Origin of the sequence: Snodgrassella alvi, assembly GCF_002777855.1 — a bacterium.
GTDB classification, from domain to species: domain Bacteria; phylum Pseudomonadota; class Gammaproteobacteria; order Burkholderiales; family Neisseriaceae; genus Snodgrassella; species Snodgrassella alvi_E.
In genome coordinates, this window is the sequence record NZ_MEIK01000034.1 from 231,454 (window position 1) to 244,957 (window position 13,504).

Sequence of the window (13,504 nt, forward strand, 5' to 3'; positions counted from 1 at the left end):
AATGTATAAGATATTATCCATTTTACTGAGCTATCCGCGGCAACAATGGCTGAGCCATATTGAAGAACTGCATACAGCTGTCAACCAGTATGCTGCACTGGAACAGTCCGCAGCGCTGGAACCATTTTTTAATCATTTGCGTGCATACGATGAAATCAGCCTTCAGGAAGTGTATGTCGATACTTTCGACCGCAACCGCAACCATGCTCTGCATCTGTTTGAACATCTGCATGGTGAAGACAAAGCACGTGGGCAGGCAATGGTTGACTTGCTAGCAGAATATCAGGCACATGGTCTGGAACCAGAAAATAACGAACTGCCGGATTATCTGCCCTTATTTCTGGAGTTTCTATCCGGCATCGACAGCCAGCAGGCGCAGCAGTTGCTAGCTGATGCTGTGCATGTCATTGCATACATTGCGGCCAATCTGCATAAAAGCCAGTCCATTTATGCACCGGTAATGGATGCAGTAGTGGCCTTGTCGCCAGTGGCACCGCAGCCATTAAAGGCAGCACCGGTACGTAATATGGATGAAGCCCTGGAAAAATTTGGTCCCACCGCAGAAGGACTTGAACCTCTGTTAAACCAGCCATCCGTACAGGAAGTGCAATTTTTCCGCCAGAAAAAACTCAGCTAAGCCGGGAGACAGCATGTATTATCTTAATCAATTCATATTCGGCATTTTTCCCTACATTGCCGCCAGTATCTTTTTTCTGGGCAGCCTGATTCGATTTGATACCAACCAGTATTCGTGGAAATCCGAATCCAGCCAGCTACTGTATCCGCGCCTACTGCGCATGGGTAATATCCTATTTCACATTGGCGTACTGGGCTTGTTTTTTGGCCATTTGATCGGATTACTGACACCAGTTGCTGTTTGGGACACACTGGGCATCAGCCATGAAGCTAAGCAGCTCACAGCCATGATTGCCGGTGGCATCATGGGAACACTGGCTTTAATCGGTCTGATGATGCTGATTTATCGACGTTTCAGCAGTGCACGTTTACTCGCTAACAGTACATGGCGCGATAAACTGGTATTAATTTGGCTACTTATTACCCTGTGTCTTGGGCTAGGAACCATTCACGTTTCCGCGCACCATCTGGATGGGGAAGAAATGATTAGCCTGATGCAATGGGCGCAACATATCGTCACATTCCGCAGCGGAGCAGCTGACATCATTGCTCATACACATCCGATTTTCAAACTTCACCTATTTATGGGCATGAGCATATTTGTAATCTTTCCATTCACTCGGCTAGTACATATCTGGAGCGGATTTGGCGCATTAGTGTACTTAAAACGACAAGCCCAGTTGGTCAGAAGCAGACGTTATTAAACAATCGCTTAGAACAATGTAAGGCAATACTGATATTCAGTATTGCCTTACATTTATGACAGCCAAACCGTAGCAAAAATAAATCCACCAAAAAATTTGATTTACCATAGACTTATATAGCATAATAGGCTAGAAATCATCGCATTCTAAATGCGTAATCCACCAAATGGCTATTACATCCAGTCAGAATTGTCACTCTTCAGCTTCTCTCAACTCACCTGTAAGAATATTGTGTAACATCTTAAATATAAATTTTAAATTTCTCAGTCACAATGCCGCAAATATGGAATTGCTCCGACATTTCGATAATCGGGTAGCGATTATTCAACGGCTTCAGATAATGGCGATTACCCTCACTCACATATTGTTTAAACATCGCCTCATTACCACTTTCTCGCACCACCACAAAATTGCCATGTTGTACCGGCAGCTCTGGTTCTACTACAATTTTGTCGCCTGCCGTAAACTCTGGTTCCATACTGTCGCCCTTGATTTCCAATGCAAACGCCTGCGCACTGGGCTTGCGCAAAGCAGGTACCCAAATATTACTGGCAACCAGTAAGGTTTTTCTATCCAATTGCTTAGATGCATCTATCCATGACAACAGTGGTACTTTAAAGCCATTAAACAAAACTTCATTATCTTCAAATGCACCGATTCCAAAATGTTCCGGCTTCACAACATCGGCAAAATAGGATACCAACTTATCAATATGAGCTTTATCAACTCGCCCAGTCTGTATCCAGCTCGTTACCGAGGGAGGTTTTATCGCAAAAGCGCGCGCCACATCAGCTTTTCGCACACCCTTAAGCTCAATAGCAGTTTTAATTGCATCACCTAATTGTTTACCAGTGTACATAACTATCCTTAGTGTTTACCTAATCTTATTTAGACTTATTATAATTAGGCAATGATTTGCATTTTATTAGATATTAGCTTAATATTATATTCGTATTAAAACGAAATAAAGTATTTTGTTAATTATTATCGTTAATTGATAAGGTGTTAGAAAATAATCTTCACATAGTGATTTAGTATTCAGTCAAAGGATTGATTTCAAATTTTAGAAACTCTGAAATTTTAAAAATATGATTCAAAAGAAAATTTAAAAATAAACATTTATCTCATAATATGGCGAGCAACTTAAAAAAAGCAAATAACTAGTTTTCCTTAAACAATACATTAATTAAGTATCGCCTAATGGTTTTGGCACATCACTTACACAAGGTGAATCTATGACAGACTATAAATCAGAAATTGATCTTGCAGAAAAAGTACTGCGCGCGTATGAGTACTGCATGAAAGATAGCATCAAAAAGGGACATTGCCGAAGTATAGAATGGAAATATCAGCCAGACGCACCTAATAAAAGCACTCAGCAAGCTTTTTATCCTACCTATCAGCCCGAAGTGTATGACATGGTAAAAAACACTATGGGCAATCTGTTTTACAAAGACCGCGAAGCCTTTGCCACTCTGTCTAGTAAATATTGCAAACTCAGCCCTTTATATAAACGCCAGAATCAAAACTCCGTTAAACGCAACCAGCGCCGACGCTACTCCAGCAAAGAATGGAATCAAGCAATAGAACAAAGCTTATGGCGCTTTTGGCAGGAAATGAAACTTCAGCCACAATTTGAAAAATATTTTCGCTATAATACTTGACATAATCACATCACAGCTTATAATAAATTATAAATTACAGGTATGCTTCACCTTAAACAGCTGTTTGATAAAGTTCCCGCAAGGGAGCTTTTTTGCATCTGGTGATTACGAAACCGGTTAAATTATGGCAGCGCATAAGTAACAAAAATAAGAGATTTATCATCAGCACGGATTTTGCGTACAGAAATCCGTTTTTTTATACCTTTATAGGCAGTGAAGATGCGGTCAAACAGACCATAACTAATAATATTTAACAAAGCAGACATGAGCTTATATTAACAACAGTATCTGAGTTGTTAAGTAAATAAAATCAGACACCATAAATGAACATATTCAGGTAAAAACTACCAAAAAATATCTTTAATGGAAACAGGAAGAATAAAAATGGTCAGGAAAATTCGTAATTGGTCAGATTTCAGATAAAATGGCTTGGAATCTGGCTATGTTAAACTAATCTCATATGTTAAATAACAAACGTAAAAATTATCTCATTATTCTCTTAAAATGAATGATATCTATATTACAGAACTCAACAACTGTATTTACTATATCAGCCGAATACTTGAAAGCGTATTCGGCTGTGCACAAACAAAAAACTGAATATTTTGAGTAGCAAAAGTTGAATCTTGGAACATTTATATAAAACCGGCTTTGTATACAATTTGTCCAATAATTTCTATCTGATTTAATCCAACAGTTTCATCTGGGTATTCATGATTATTATAACTTTTCATTCTTACCCGCTCATCAGGTAAGTTTTGCAGTATCCTGATTCTGAGAAGACTACCCTGATTAAATGCATAAATCTTACCGTCTACAGGTATTTTTTTGGAAATATCCACAACAAGCTTGTCACCATCTTTTAACAAATTATGCATCGAATCACCACTCATGGTAATACTAACCAGATTGTCTATCTGCAAATTACTTAGCTTGATATCCTCTCGGTACAGTTGAAGCTGAGAAGTTTCTGAATGAGTGTTTTGAGACGGTAGAGGGGGAATCGGAATAAACGCATCATCATTAAACAGGCCATCCGATATGCTTTCACTGGGCTGAAAATTAAGGATTTGCATAATCCGGTTAACCGTTTCCAGTCTGGGCGCAACTTTACCCAGTTCGTAACGGGAAATTAGAGAAGGCGTAATGCCAGTTTTAAAGGCAAGCTCTTTTTGAGAAAGCCCAGCAGCCAATCTGGCAGCTTTAAGTTGAATGGCAAATTTCATGGTAAAAACATAAGATATTAATAAATAAAAATTTAATCAAAAAATGACAAAGAATGGTTAAAAATAGCCATTAAATGCTTGTAATTATCTTTTGTAGATTTTAATATAGCCATAAATGGCTATATTTAATAACCGTAAGAGGTATATTACCTGAATTTATATTGAGTCAAAACTGTCATTAAGTTTAACCCAAAGTAGTTTTAAGTTATTTAAAATTAAATTAACAATAAACTAATACAAGGTGAAAATAAAAAAAATTAAATATATTTAATTAGTATAGCAACTTAAAAGGAAATACCTCAAAGGCTGCCACCTTTGAGGTATTAAGTAAACAAAATCCCAAGTTCAAATTAAGGAGTTTTGAATGAATAATAGTATCACATTTGTTTCTTTTAATGGGAGTAGTCTGGCTACAGTTAAAATCAAGAATACAGTTTACGTGTGCATGAAATCTGTAGTCAGCGGAATCGGTCTAGACTGGTCGACCCAGCATCGAAAACTCAGAGGCTGTTATCAAAAGTATGGTTGTGGATTTTTATCCATCCCAATTAAAAATGGCACCAAAAAAATATTAGCAGTTCCATTAAAAAAGCTAAGTAACTGGCTGCAGAGCATCAATCCCAAAAAAGTGAAAGATAGCCTTAAAGACACCGTAGTAATTTATCAGAACGAGTGTGCAGAAGCTATACAGGCTTACTGGCGTAAACCTCGTACGTTAAAAAAGCCGTGCTGTCCACAACCAGTAGACAAAAATAAATCCGGCTTACAACCTGACCAGATTGCTGTGATAAAAGCACTGCATCGGCAACTTGTATTATCCGTTGCCAAAGAAAAACAGGCAGAACTGGCCATGACATTATGGCAGGCAGTACAAACCCGCTATGGTGTCAGCTACGAGCATGTACCCGCATCCAAATTTAGTGAAGTGCTGTGTCTACTCAGCCGCGTAGCTGTAAAAAAGGTTAGTCTTGGTAATGCACAACCAGATAACAATGGTTTTACTGACATAATGGTACCACCTGCTCAACTAGATAATCTATATGAATCATTTGTATGCTCACAGAATATGCGCCTTATGTTTGAGCATTTACTGCCAGCATTGCATATTTTTGGCAGCAAATACGAAAATCAGGTCCATAAATATGCCTATGAAATAGAGCATGTCTTTAATAACTGCTATAAGGCTTTTCTACCCTTATTTGACAAAATGCCCGAATCAGAAATTAAAGAATCTGCGCGCAAGCATCTGGCTAAGCTGATGTAATTTTCCCAAGAGTTTGGTACTAAGCGAAACTTACACACTGCTTTGCACAGAATATGATAATAAACAGTTTTCATTTGATGAAACTGGTAGAAAATCTTGAATTAATGACTAAATCACAGAAGGAGAAATATTGCAAAAACAAAACAAATATTTATACGATAAATTAAATATGAAAATTTTATTATTAATGGGTACAAAAACCGGCATTTGCCGGTTTTTTTGTTTTCTGAGGATTTGATGGTTGATTTATGAAAAATGTGGAAATGGTATTACAGTTACTTTATTCACTGCTGGATTTAAGATTTTTGCCGGATAAATTACAAAAATGGTTGTTTCATACAGGTACACGCGTTATTACCGTAACCAGCGCACTGATAATGATCGGTTTTGCCGGCATATTTCTGCTGGGCGGTAGCGAGGTTTTTAATCTCAAACTGTATAAAGGCTTTTTGTTATTACATCCGTTGACTCTTTCGGTACTGTTGATTGGTATGGCCGTATTGCAATTGCTTGTAACCATATTTAAATCTAATCGTTGCAACGTGCTTTGTGGTTATTTACTGATTTTATCCGCACTGATATGGGCAGTCATATCGGCTACGTTTTGGGCTTCATATCCACCACTGACCACCGGAATGACAACTTATCCGGTATTAGCTGTTGTGTGTGCGCTAGCCGGACGTAATCAGATCAACTACACAAAACGGGTTGAAGATTTGAAACACAAAGGACGATAAAGTATGGAGTTAATAAAAAATGCTTTTTCCGTCTGTATTTTATTTGCGCTGATAGGCGGGCTAGCTGGTTCTTTATTGGTCACAGATTATAAACGCTACGGTTGGTTTATGACCATACTGTTTGTATTACTGGGAATGATTTTTTCAGCAGCAGTGACCGATTACTTTTTTCCGCCAAACCGCCCATGGCTTTTTGCTGGTGTAGGAGTATTTGCAGGTATGTCTACAACATCCTTTCTTGATGCCTTCAAAGCCGCCGCGCCAGGACTGGCAAAGCGCATTATTGATATTGTAACTAGAAAAGCAGAACAATTTGTTGGTCACGATGATACAACAAAATAATAATTATAAATGAGTATCAGCAGCCGAAAGGCTGCTTTTTTTGGAAATTAAAAATGTATAAATTAAGTAATCGCTCATTGCAGCGACTATATGGAGTAGATAACGGTCTAGTTAGAGTGGTAAAAAGGGCAATAGAACTGACCACTCAAGATTTTATGGTAACAGAAGGCCTACGCACACGAGAACAATGTTGCATTAATTACGGTAAAGGCCGCACCGAACAGCAATGTATACTAAAAGGTGTGCCAGCAAAATATGCACAGCCAGCCATAAGTAAAGTTACCTGGTTAAATAATCCGTTTGCCAGTAAACATGTTACTGGTAAGGCAATTGATCTGGTACCGTATCCAGTAGACTGGAACGATTTGCATAAATTTCGCACCATTGCTTTGGCAATGAAGCAAGCAGCAGCAGAACTAAATGTAAAAATTGTCTGGGGTGGGGATTGGAAAACTAGCAAAGACTATCCTCATTTTGAGGTATAACTCCACTGAATAGCACTAATGGAATTGTTGTGTTGTTGTCATTATTTATTGGTAATCAATACATTTATTAAATTTGTCATAGAATGGATAGTCTATATAATTTCATCATTATGCTGCGATCAGACTAAAATTTGACTCTGAGATAATATAAAATAATATAGCAAACATTCATGGTTGAGAAATATAACCATTCTATTAGTCAGATTATTCTAAGAAGCTAAATATCTGCCTCCCAAATTTATTACTCGAGTGATAATCGAAAAAATTTACTCAATTTACATAAGAATGGCTTGATATTTATCTCATCAACATTTAAAAACGAATGATAAAATCTGTATGGGCAAATTGTTTCAGTATTAAGTCTGGCTGGATGAAAATATAATAATCGAATGAAGAAAATTCAAATATATTATTATTTCAATTGGTTAAAAATATTTTATTGACTTATACATAATAAATGCTATAATAAATTCAAATCACAGGTATGCTTTACCTTAAACAGCTGAATAGATAAGTTCCCTAAATGGGAGCTTTTTTGCGTTCTAGGGAAACAAATTTAAAAACAGTTTAATAAAATCAGATTGAAAATCAGGTGATATGGAAATGAATTAAATAGTTTTAAAAGAGAAATACTGTAGAGATGGTGGAGGCGGGGGGAATCGAACCCCCGTCCGAAAGTCCTCTACAGAGCGATCTACATACTTAGTCTTGCCAACTTCGAATCTTATTCACAAACCGCCGACAGACAGGCTGTTTGTAAACCAGTTGCCATAAATCTCGTTTAATGCCAGACAACACGACATTAAACCAGCCAATGTAAATGTCGTTGCGGTGAGTTGCCTCACACGGCCCATTGGCGAACCGTTGCAACGTTTAGCCTTAAGCGGCTAAAGCGTAAGTTTCGTCGTTTGCGACTATATAATTTCAGGGTTTAACGGGAATCTGAGACCCCGGTATGCACGCATCTGCTTTGCAACCCCCGTCGAAACCAAGGTCGCCCCCAGATAGTTTGTCAATTATACGTTTATTTGAGATATATGCAAACTTATTCTGAATTGCTATATACTAACTAAGTTGGCTGCTGGATTAAAATATTAAATTATCTTTATTAATTTGCATATATACAATTAGAGCAGAATGTAAATCTGTTGATGCAATATCGTTGCCAAACGTATTGATTTATAATCTACAGGTTTAATTTGAAATCTTGGTTAATATGTACGATGTCAATACTGATGATGTACGTCATTTTTTTGCAGATATCTGGCAGAAGCGTCAGCAGCCTCAGTTGCTTAATGCTCTACAGCAGAAGGCATTGAGAATTATTGCGGCGCATAGTGAATATGCGCCTTATTTAGAAAATGTCGAACAATACCTTAACCGTACATGGCGGCCAGAAGAAGGGGAGACTAACCCTTTTTTGCATTTGTCATTACATTTGTCAGTACAGGAGCAGGTTGCGATTGATCAGCCATTTGGTATTGCTGCCATCCATCAGCAGTTATGTAAAAAATATGCAGGTGACTGGGTCAAAGCCGAGCACGATATGATAGAAGCATTGGCGGAAACCCTCTGGCTGGCACAGCGTTATGGGCAGGGGCTGGATGTGAATGCTTATATGACGCGTCTGCGTAGTTTGGTTGGGCTCGGACAGGAAGACAACCCGCGTCTGAATCCGCATGAAATCGAAACAGCTGCCGTAAAAAAAGATTGAATTTGCTCTAGTATAAATTATAGTTTATTGTTTAACCATTTGTACCGATTTACTTTATTAGATTAAATGTGGTACATAATATTTTGGAATCTGTAAGCTTTAATTAAGGGATGGATATGTCTTTTTGGGCAAGTAATGCAAATGCTTTGTTGCTACTGTTGTTTGTGGCGTTGGGTATTTTCGGACATAATCCTTCAGTAACGATTTCTGCATTGATTATCCTACTGGTGCAGCAAACGCCGTTATTGAAATATGCACCGCTATTAGAAAAATATGGGCTGCAGCTTGGAATTATGCTGCTGATGATCGGTGTATTGGCACCGCTGATTACAGGTAAGGTGCAGCCTGCGCAGATTGCGGCCTTGGCCAGTAGCTGGAAAACCATTGCTGCTGTAGTAGTAGGCATTGTCGTTGCGTGGCTGGGTGGCCGTGGGGTACAACTAATGCAAATGAATCCCACCATTGTGACAGGTTTGATGATTGGTACGATTATCGGAGTGGCTTTCTTACGTGGAGTGCCGGTGGGACCTTTGATTGCAGCTGGATTACTGTCGTTAATTCTATAGGTATATTGCCTGAAGTTCTTGCCAGAATGAGGTCCGCTCGTTATAATGCGCCCACTTCCATTTCTTGGAGAGGTGGATGAGTGGTTGAAGTCGCACGCCTGGAAAGCGTGTATACGTGAATAACGTATCGAGGGTTCGAATCCCTTCCTCTCCGCCAGTTTCTATATAAAAGCTGCTTATGCGGCTTTTTTTATATATGTTTATATGATATTGTTATATTATTTAAATGTATTTATTTCGTATAGCTTTTTGTACTGAATTTGTTTTTATTTCCAAGTTAAATCAATGAATCTCACTAAATTAAGTGATAAATCTATACTAATAAATGCACTAATGGAAAATACAAGATAAAGAAAATAAAAATAGTGTTATAGAAACTGATCAAGATTAGTGCGAGTGAATGACATAGTTCAAAAAATATTTGAATTTAAATTGCTATATAAAATTACTACTGTAGCCGATATTGACTAAATTATTAATGGGTCACTGTGGTTATTTGTATTAAAAAAATTGAATAAACACGCAAAGTTTGTTGAACCAAACGTATATTAAAATTTTATTCATTGAGTAATGCTTCATAAATATGATTAAGCATTTTGTGTTGTTTTAATCATATCTTTGACTGACTGCAGGATAATTACGTGAAGTTATATCTCTTTCGAGAAGATATTGATGAATTATGTATAAGAAGTGTGAAATACAAAAATTGTTTTTTGTACTAAAAGAAACATGATATTTAATATTTAATCCGATAGTTGAGTGAATGTAATACATAATATTTATGATAAATATATATAAAAAGAAAGGAGAAATGTATTTATTGTGCTTAATCAAATCCAAAATGCAATTATTGATCGATTACATCAGGGGTTGGGATCATTAGTCACAGATATAGAAGTTTTTTTTGGTGGGCTTGAAAATAGAGATGCGTTCACCAACAAAGAAAAAAAAACATCTGTGTTATTAACTCTTAATCAAGCACATATAAAAATAAAGAGTTCTGAACGCCAACGTTTCGAATTAATAGCTAATTTTTATGTAGTTTGTGTAAATAATGAGATTAATGATTCAGAATCTTTGCAGAATACCAATATCAATGACTTAATTTATGCCGTATTACGTCTGCTGAGTGGACAGAGATTAAATGAACACTTAAATAGTTTAGGTTTGCAGCCGAAATCGGTTCGTCCAGTTTTTTTTAATCCTCCTGATGCCAATAATAAAGATTTGAATATTTATGCCATTGAATTTGAGGCAGGTTTTGATATCTATGGGCTGGAAAGTGATCAATATCCCGAATATACCAACGATGTAAGTAATCCTGACTATTTATTTAGTAAATGTAATGGTAGTCATTCCGAACCACATGCTCCATTTACTTCACTGACGGTGAATATAGAAGAAATAGAAAATTAAGTTTGGCAGGATTAAGTTCTAACTATTCATGAGAAAGAAGATGAAGGTTAAAGCAGCAGATGGTTTGCGCGTACCAAAAGAAAAACGCGTTAATTCTTATATAACAACTCAATTGGTTAACGTACCGGACACTCTCTACTACCGTCGTTTGGTGGCTGATGGCGATCTGATAATGATAACTGAAAATTTCGAAGAAAATAAAACAGGAGTGAATGAATGATAGAAAATATCCAGTTTGATACTGTGCGAAATGATATTCGTGTACCAGGACGGTATATTGAATTCAATACCCGGACAGCAGTAAGAGGATTGCCCGCTAATCCGCAGAAAATGCTGCTGATTGCACCTATGCTACCAACAGGCAGACAGCCGGCATTAGCACCCGTACAATTATTTAGTGACGCCGATGCTGCTAATCTCTTTGGTGAGGGGTCATGGGCTCATTATTGTGTCAAACAGGCATTTACTAATAATCCATATTTGGATTTAACTATTATTGGTGTAAATGATGCTGAACAAAGTATTGCTGCTAAAGCCAGCATAGCCATTACGATTGTAGATCCAGGTGCTAACTCAGGTATCCTTACGATTAATATCGGCGGCACGGAATGTCAGCTGACAGTCAATAATGGTGATACTAACGCAGAAGTTTATAACCGGCTGGCAAATATAATTAACCATGTAAACACATTAGCTACAGCAGAGGTTGTAAGCGATAAAATTCAGTTAACCGCTAAAAATAAAGGTTCGATTGGTAATGAAATTACTTTGTCGGCATCATTTAATACAGACACATCCAGCGCCAGCAGTGTAGTGCTGGATATCAAACCATTTGAAGGTGGACAGCTTAATCCCGATATCAGTGCTGCTCTGCAGAGAGTAGCCGGTAAGCATTATCAGATTATTTGTAATGCATTTACTGATAGTCTGAATGCTAAAAAATTATCGGATCATATAGATCTGGTATCAAATGCAATTGAAAAGCGCGGCTGTATAGGTGTAATGGGCTGGCGAGGTACCCTAAGTACAGGAACAACTTTTGCTAATAACATCAACAGTGGACGTATTACTGTAGCATGGTATAAAAATGCTGTAGAAGGTAATGCCATTATTGCTGCTGGCTATGCGGCTGTAATTGCCAGTGAAACTGATCCCGCCCGCCCATTAAATACTCTTGAAATAAAAGGTCTAAGTATTACGTCTGATGCCAGCTGGCCTTTATTTGCTGAGTTTAATAGTGCTTTATACAATGGTCTTTCACCGTTGCATATTGTATCTAACCGCGTACAGATTATGCGAGCAGTCTCAACATATGTAAAAAATGCAACTGGTACTGATGATCCGGCATTGTTGGATATTACTACTATCCGTACTCTTGATTATGTTCGAGATGCGATTAATCAACGCATAGCTTTACGTTTTCCACGAGAAAAACTGTCTGAACGTACACCTTTAAAAGTCCGTTCCGAAATTCTGGATGTTTTAAATCAATGTGAAAGCGCAGAAATTCTGGAACAGGTAATGGAAAATAAAGAAAAATTGATTGTACAGCGTAATCCCAGCGATCCAAATCGTTTGGATGCAGTGATACCGGCTGATGTAGTTAATGGATTGCATGTATTGGCTGCACGTGTGGATCTGTATTTATAAATTAATTATTAAAGGTGTTAATTTTTCATTAACACCTTATTAAATATAAAGGAAATTATATGGCAAATAAAACAGGTGCTAAATATGCAGGTGCGGTAATTATGGAAGTAAACGGCCGTGAAGTGGAAATTATTAGCTTTAAGCCGGAAGTAACTACCGGACGCAAGGTGGTAAAAACGATGAATAAATCCGGTAAGGTTCGTGGTTATGCGGATGGTGTGACTGAATATACCATGAGTGTTAGTGCGGCTATTCCTTTGGATGAAAGTGGCATTGATTGGGACAATATTACTAACGCCAAAATTACTATTTATCCGCGTAATGCTGATGAAGCTCGCATTAGTTATATTGGCTGTACCAGTACAAAATGCTCGGAAGAATACAGTGTAGAAAATGAAGCACGTCGTGATATTGAAATGTTTGCATTGGATAAAGTGATTGAATAATGTTAAAAGAGACTGGAAAACTGGTTTATGGTCTGGAATACAATCAGCAGATGTATTTTGATTATACTGTTAAGCCATTGACTTTGGCCGATGAACTTAAGGCACTGGAATTATTGGAGGATACTGGTTTAATCACTGATGTTCCAGATGCAGAAAAAGCGATTATTACTACTCTGGCTTATTGGGCGCAACAGTTGCAAGTGCCAGGTATAGAACCAGAAAATCTAAGTGTTGAATTTCTTTTTAATAATCTGGCATCTGAAGATTATCAGTCAATTTTAACAAGTATGGAATCACTTCGGTCAAAATCGATTGCCGCTGGCCGGTCAGACCCAGCGGCATCCGAAAAAGCCGAGAGCAACGAAGCTTTGAAGTAGCGCATAAAAATTATAGACAGGCATGTATATTACTGGCCAAATCATTGATTACTCCTGAAATGGTAAGCAGGATGTGTCATTCAGAAGTATCAGTGTGGATTGAGACGGTGCTGGAAAGTATGGGCATCAAAAATGATGATGATAATGTAATTATTTCTTTACGTCAGAGAAAACCAAAACCTTTTCAGCCGGTTAAAGAAAGTTTGGCCGCTAATTAGCCTGATTAAATGCATAATCCCTGTCTTGTGGCAGGGATTATGCATTGATACTGCTGAAG

General features: G+C 37.6%; 18 protein-coding genes, 1 tRNA gene and 1 other RNA gene. 16 read left to right on the plus strand and 4 right to left on the minus strand.

What is annotated here, in order from left to right; translation table 11 throughout:
• The first annotated feature begins 1 nt into the window (after position 1).
• Complete coding sequence (gene narJ, locus BHC43_RS06790; protein WP_100156886.1) at positions 2-637, plus strand: nitrate reductase molybdenum cofactor assembly chaperone; 636 nt, start codon at positions 2-4, stop codon at positions 635-637.
• A gap of 13 nt (positions 638-650) precedes the next feature.
• Positions 651-1,340 (plus strand): respiratory nitrate reductase subunit gamma, encoded by a 690-nt coding sequence (gene narI / locus BHC43_RS06795; protein WP_100156887.1) that lies wholly within the window; start codon positions 651-653, stop codon positions 1,338-1,340.
• 241 nt (positions 1,341-1,581) lie between these two features.
• Here the strand turns inward: narI and BHC43_RS06800 are convergent, their stop codons facing one another.
• The gene (locus BHC43_RS06800; RefSeq protein WP_100156888.1) at positions 1,582-2,199 is read right to left on the minus strand and encodes a LexA family protein; all 618 of its coding nucleotides are present in this window, start codon (positions 2,197-2,199) and stop codon (positions 1,582-1,584) included.
• Positions 2,200-2,575: 376 nt separating this feature from the next.
• Here BHC43_RS06800 and BHC43_RS06805 point away from each other — a divergent pair, with 376 nt between their 5' ends.
• Entirely contained in the window at positions 2,576-3,004 is a 429-nt protein-coding gene (locus BHC43_RS06805; protein WP_100156889.1) for a hypothetical protein, read from the plus strand.
• 122 nt (positions 3,005-3,126) lie between these two features.
• On the opposite strand, the gene BHC43_RS10725 is transcribed toward BHC43_RS06805, so the two are convergent.
• Together BHC43_RS10725 and BHC43_RS06810 are read right to left on the minus strand one after the other, a co-directional pair.
• A complete protein-coding gene (locus BHC43_RS10725; RefSeq protein WP_180296713.1) occupies positions 3,127-3,270 on the minus strand; it encodes a hypothetical protein in 144 nt (47 codons plus the stop codon).
• 369 nt (positions 3,271-3,639) lie between these two features.
• On the minus strand, positions 3,640-4,230 hold the full coding sequence (locus BHC43_RS06810; RefSeq protein WP_100156890.1) for an XRE family transcriptional regulator: 591 nt from the start codon (positions 4,228-4,230) through the stop codon (positions 3,640-3,642).
• A gap of 364 nt (positions 4,231-4,594) precedes the next feature.
• Between BHC43_RS06810 and BHC43_RS06815 the strand changes: the two genes are divergently transcribed.
• From BHC43_RS06815 to BHC43_RS06830, 4 genes are all read left to right on the plus strand, one after another.
• A complete protein-coding gene (locus BHC43_RS06815) occupies positions 4,595-5,494 on the plus strand; it encodes a phage antirepressor N-terminal domain-containing protein (RefSeq protein WP_100156891.1) in 900 nt (299 codons plus the stop codon).
• 248 nt (positions 5,495-5,742) lie between these two features.
• Complete coding sequence (locus BHC43_RS06820; protein ID WP_100140049.1) at positions 5,743-6,231, plus strand: hypothetical protein; 489 nt, start codon at positions 5,743-5,745, stop codon at positions 6,229-6,231.
• Between the two features lie 3 nt (positions 6,232-6,234).
• The gene (locus BHC43_RS06825) at positions 6,235-6,573 is read left to right on the plus strand and encodes a hypothetical protein (RefSeq protein WP_100156892.1); all 339 of its coding nucleotides are present in this window, start codon (positions 6,235-6,237) and stop codon (positions 6,571-6,573) included.
• Positions 6,574-6,626: 53 nt separating this feature from the next.
• A complete protein-coding gene (locus tag BHC43_RS06830) occupies positions 6,627-7,058 on the plus strand; it encodes a M15 family metallopeptidase (RefSeq protein ID WP_100156893.1) in 432 nt (143 codons plus the stop codon).
• A gap of 641 nt (positions 7,059-7,699) precedes the next feature.
• Here BHC43_RS06830 and ssrA read toward each other — a convergent pair.
• Positions 7,700-8,060: a transfer-messenger RNA gene (gene ssrA / locus BHC43_RS06835) on the minus strand.
• A gap of 214 nt (positions 8,061-8,274) precedes the next feature.
• On the opposite strand from ssrA, the gene BHC43_RS06840 reads away from it, so the two are divergent.
• The 9 genes from BHC43_RS06840 (at position 8,275) to BHC43_RS10730 (ending at position 13,445) form a co-directional block, all read left to right on the plus strand.
• Positions 8,275-8,772, plus strand: coding sequence for a DUF1841 family protein (locus tag BHC43_RS06840; protein WP_100156894.1), 498 nt, complete (start codon positions 8,275-8,277; stop codon positions 8,770-8,772).
• 116 nt (positions 8,773-8,888) lie between these two features.
• Positions 8,889-9,338, plus strand: a complete 450-nt coding sequence (locus BHC43_RS06845; RefSeq protein ID WP_100156895.1) for a DUF441 domain-containing protein — start codon at positions 8,889-8,891, stop codon at positions 9,336-9,338.
• Between the two features lie 66 nt (positions 9,339-9,404).
• Positions 9,405-9,495 (plus strand) — tRNA-Ser (locus tag BHC43_RS06850).
• A gap of 665 nt (positions 9,496-10,160) precedes the next feature.
• Positions 10,161-10,754, plus strand: coding sequence for a phage protein Gp37 (locus tag BHC43_RS06855; protein ID WP_180297439.1), 594 nt, complete (start codon positions 10,161-10,163; stop codon positions 10,752-10,754).
• A 40-nt stretch (positions 10,755-10,794) separates the two neighbouring features.
• The gene (locus BHC43_RS06860; protein WP_100156897.1) at positions 10,795-10,974 is read left to right on the plus strand and encodes a DUF2635 domain-containing protein; all 180 of its coding nucleotides are present in this window, start codon (positions 10,795-10,797) and stop codon (positions 10,972-10,974) included.
• A complete protein-coding gene (locus BHC43_RS06865) occupies positions 10,974-12,404 on the plus strand; it encodes a phage tail sheath subtilisin-like domain-containing protein (protein ID WP_218966482.1) in 1,431 nt (476 codons plus the stop codon). The genes BHC43_RS06860 and BHC43_RS06865 overlap by 1 nt, the downstream gene beginning before the upstream one ends.
• A 59-nt stretch (positions 12,405-12,463) precedes the next feature.
• Complete coding sequence (locus tag BHC43_RS06870) at positions 12,464-12,850, plus strand: phage tail protein (RefSeq protein WP_100140057.1); 387 nt, start codon at positions 12,464-12,466, stop codon at positions 12,848-12,850.
• On the plus strand, positions 12,850-13,227 hold the full coding sequence (locus tag BHC43_RS06875) for a hypothetical protein (RefSeq protein WP_100152456.1): 378 nt from the start codon (positions 12,850-12,852) through the stop codon (positions 13,225-13,227). The genes BHC43_RS06870 and BHC43_RS06875 overlap by 1 nt, the downstream gene beginning before the upstream one ends.
• Positions 13,228-13,298: 71 nt before the next feature.
• On the plus strand, positions 13,299-13,445 hold the full coding sequence (locus BHC43_RS10730; RefSeq protein WP_180295877.1) for a hypothetical protein: 147 nt from the start codon (positions 13,299-13,301) through the stop codon (positions 13,443-13,445).
• The last annotated feature ends 59 nt before the right edge of the window (positions 13,446-13,504 follow it).

Bases quoted from the DNA above. Each gene is read 5' to 3' on its own strand.
- narJ (WP_100156886.1), top strand. From the start codon at position 2: ATGTATAAGATATTATCCATTTTACTGAGCTATCCGCGGCAACAATGG.
- narI (WP_100156887.1), top strand. From the start codon at position 651: ATGTATTATCTTAATCAATTCATATTCGGCATTTTTCCCTACATTGCC.
- BHC43_RS06800 (WP_100156888.1), bottom strand. From the start codon at position 2,199: ATGTACACTGGTAAACAATTAGGTGATGCAATTAAAACTGCTATTGAG.
- BHC43_RS06805 (WP_100156889.1), top strand. From the start codon at position 2,576: ATGACAGACTATAAATCAGAAATTGATCTTGCAGAAAAAGTACTGCGC.
- BHC43_RS10725 (WP_180296713.1), bottom strand. From the start codon at position 3,270: ATGTCTGCTTTGTTAAATATTATTAGTTATGGTCTGTTTGACCGCATC.
- BHC43_RS06810 (WP_100156890.1), bottom strand. From the start codon at position 4,230: ATGAAATTTGCCATTCAACTTAAAGCTGCCAGATTGGCTGCTGGGCTT.
- BHC43_RS06815 (WP_100156891.1), top strand. From the start codon at position 4,595: ATGAATAATAGTATCACATTTGTTTCTTTTAATGGGAGTAGTCTGGCT.
- BHC43_RS06820 (WP_100140049.1), top strand. From the start codon at position 5,743: ATGAAAAATGTGGAAATGGTATTACAGTTACTTTATTCACTGCTGGAT.
- BHC43_RS06825 (WP_100156892.1), top strand. From the start codon at position 6,235: ATGGAGTTAATAAAAAATGCTTTTTCCGTCTGTATTTTATTTGCGCTG.
- BHC43_RS06830 (WP_100156893.1), top strand. From the start codon at position 6,627: ATGTATAAATTAAGTAATCGCTCATTGCAGCGACTATATGGAGTAGAT.
- BHC43_RS06840 (WP_100156894.1), top strand. From the start codon at position 8,275: ATGTACGATGTCAATACTGATGATGTACGTCATTTTTTTGCAGATATC.
- BHC43_RS06845 (WP_100156895.1), top strand. From the start codon at position 8,889: ATGTCTTTTTGGGCAAGTAATGCAAATGCTTTGTTGCTACTGTTGTTT.
- BHC43_RS06860 (WP_100156897.1), top strand. From the start codon at position 10,795: ATGAAGGTTAAAGCAGCAGATGGTTTGCGCGTACCAAAAGAAAAACGC.
- BHC43_RS06870 (WP_100140057.1), top strand. From the start codon at position 12,464: ATGGCAAATAAAACAGGTGCTAAATATGCAGGTGCGGTAATTATGGAA.
- BHC43_RS06875 (WP_100152456.1), top strand. From the start codon at position 12,850: ATGTTAAAAGAGACTGGAAAACTGGTTTATGGTCTGGAATACAATCAG.
- BHC43_RS10730 (WP_180295877.1), top strand. From the start codon at position 13,299: ATGTGTCATTCAGAAGTATCAGTGTGGATTGAGACGGTGCTGGAAAGT.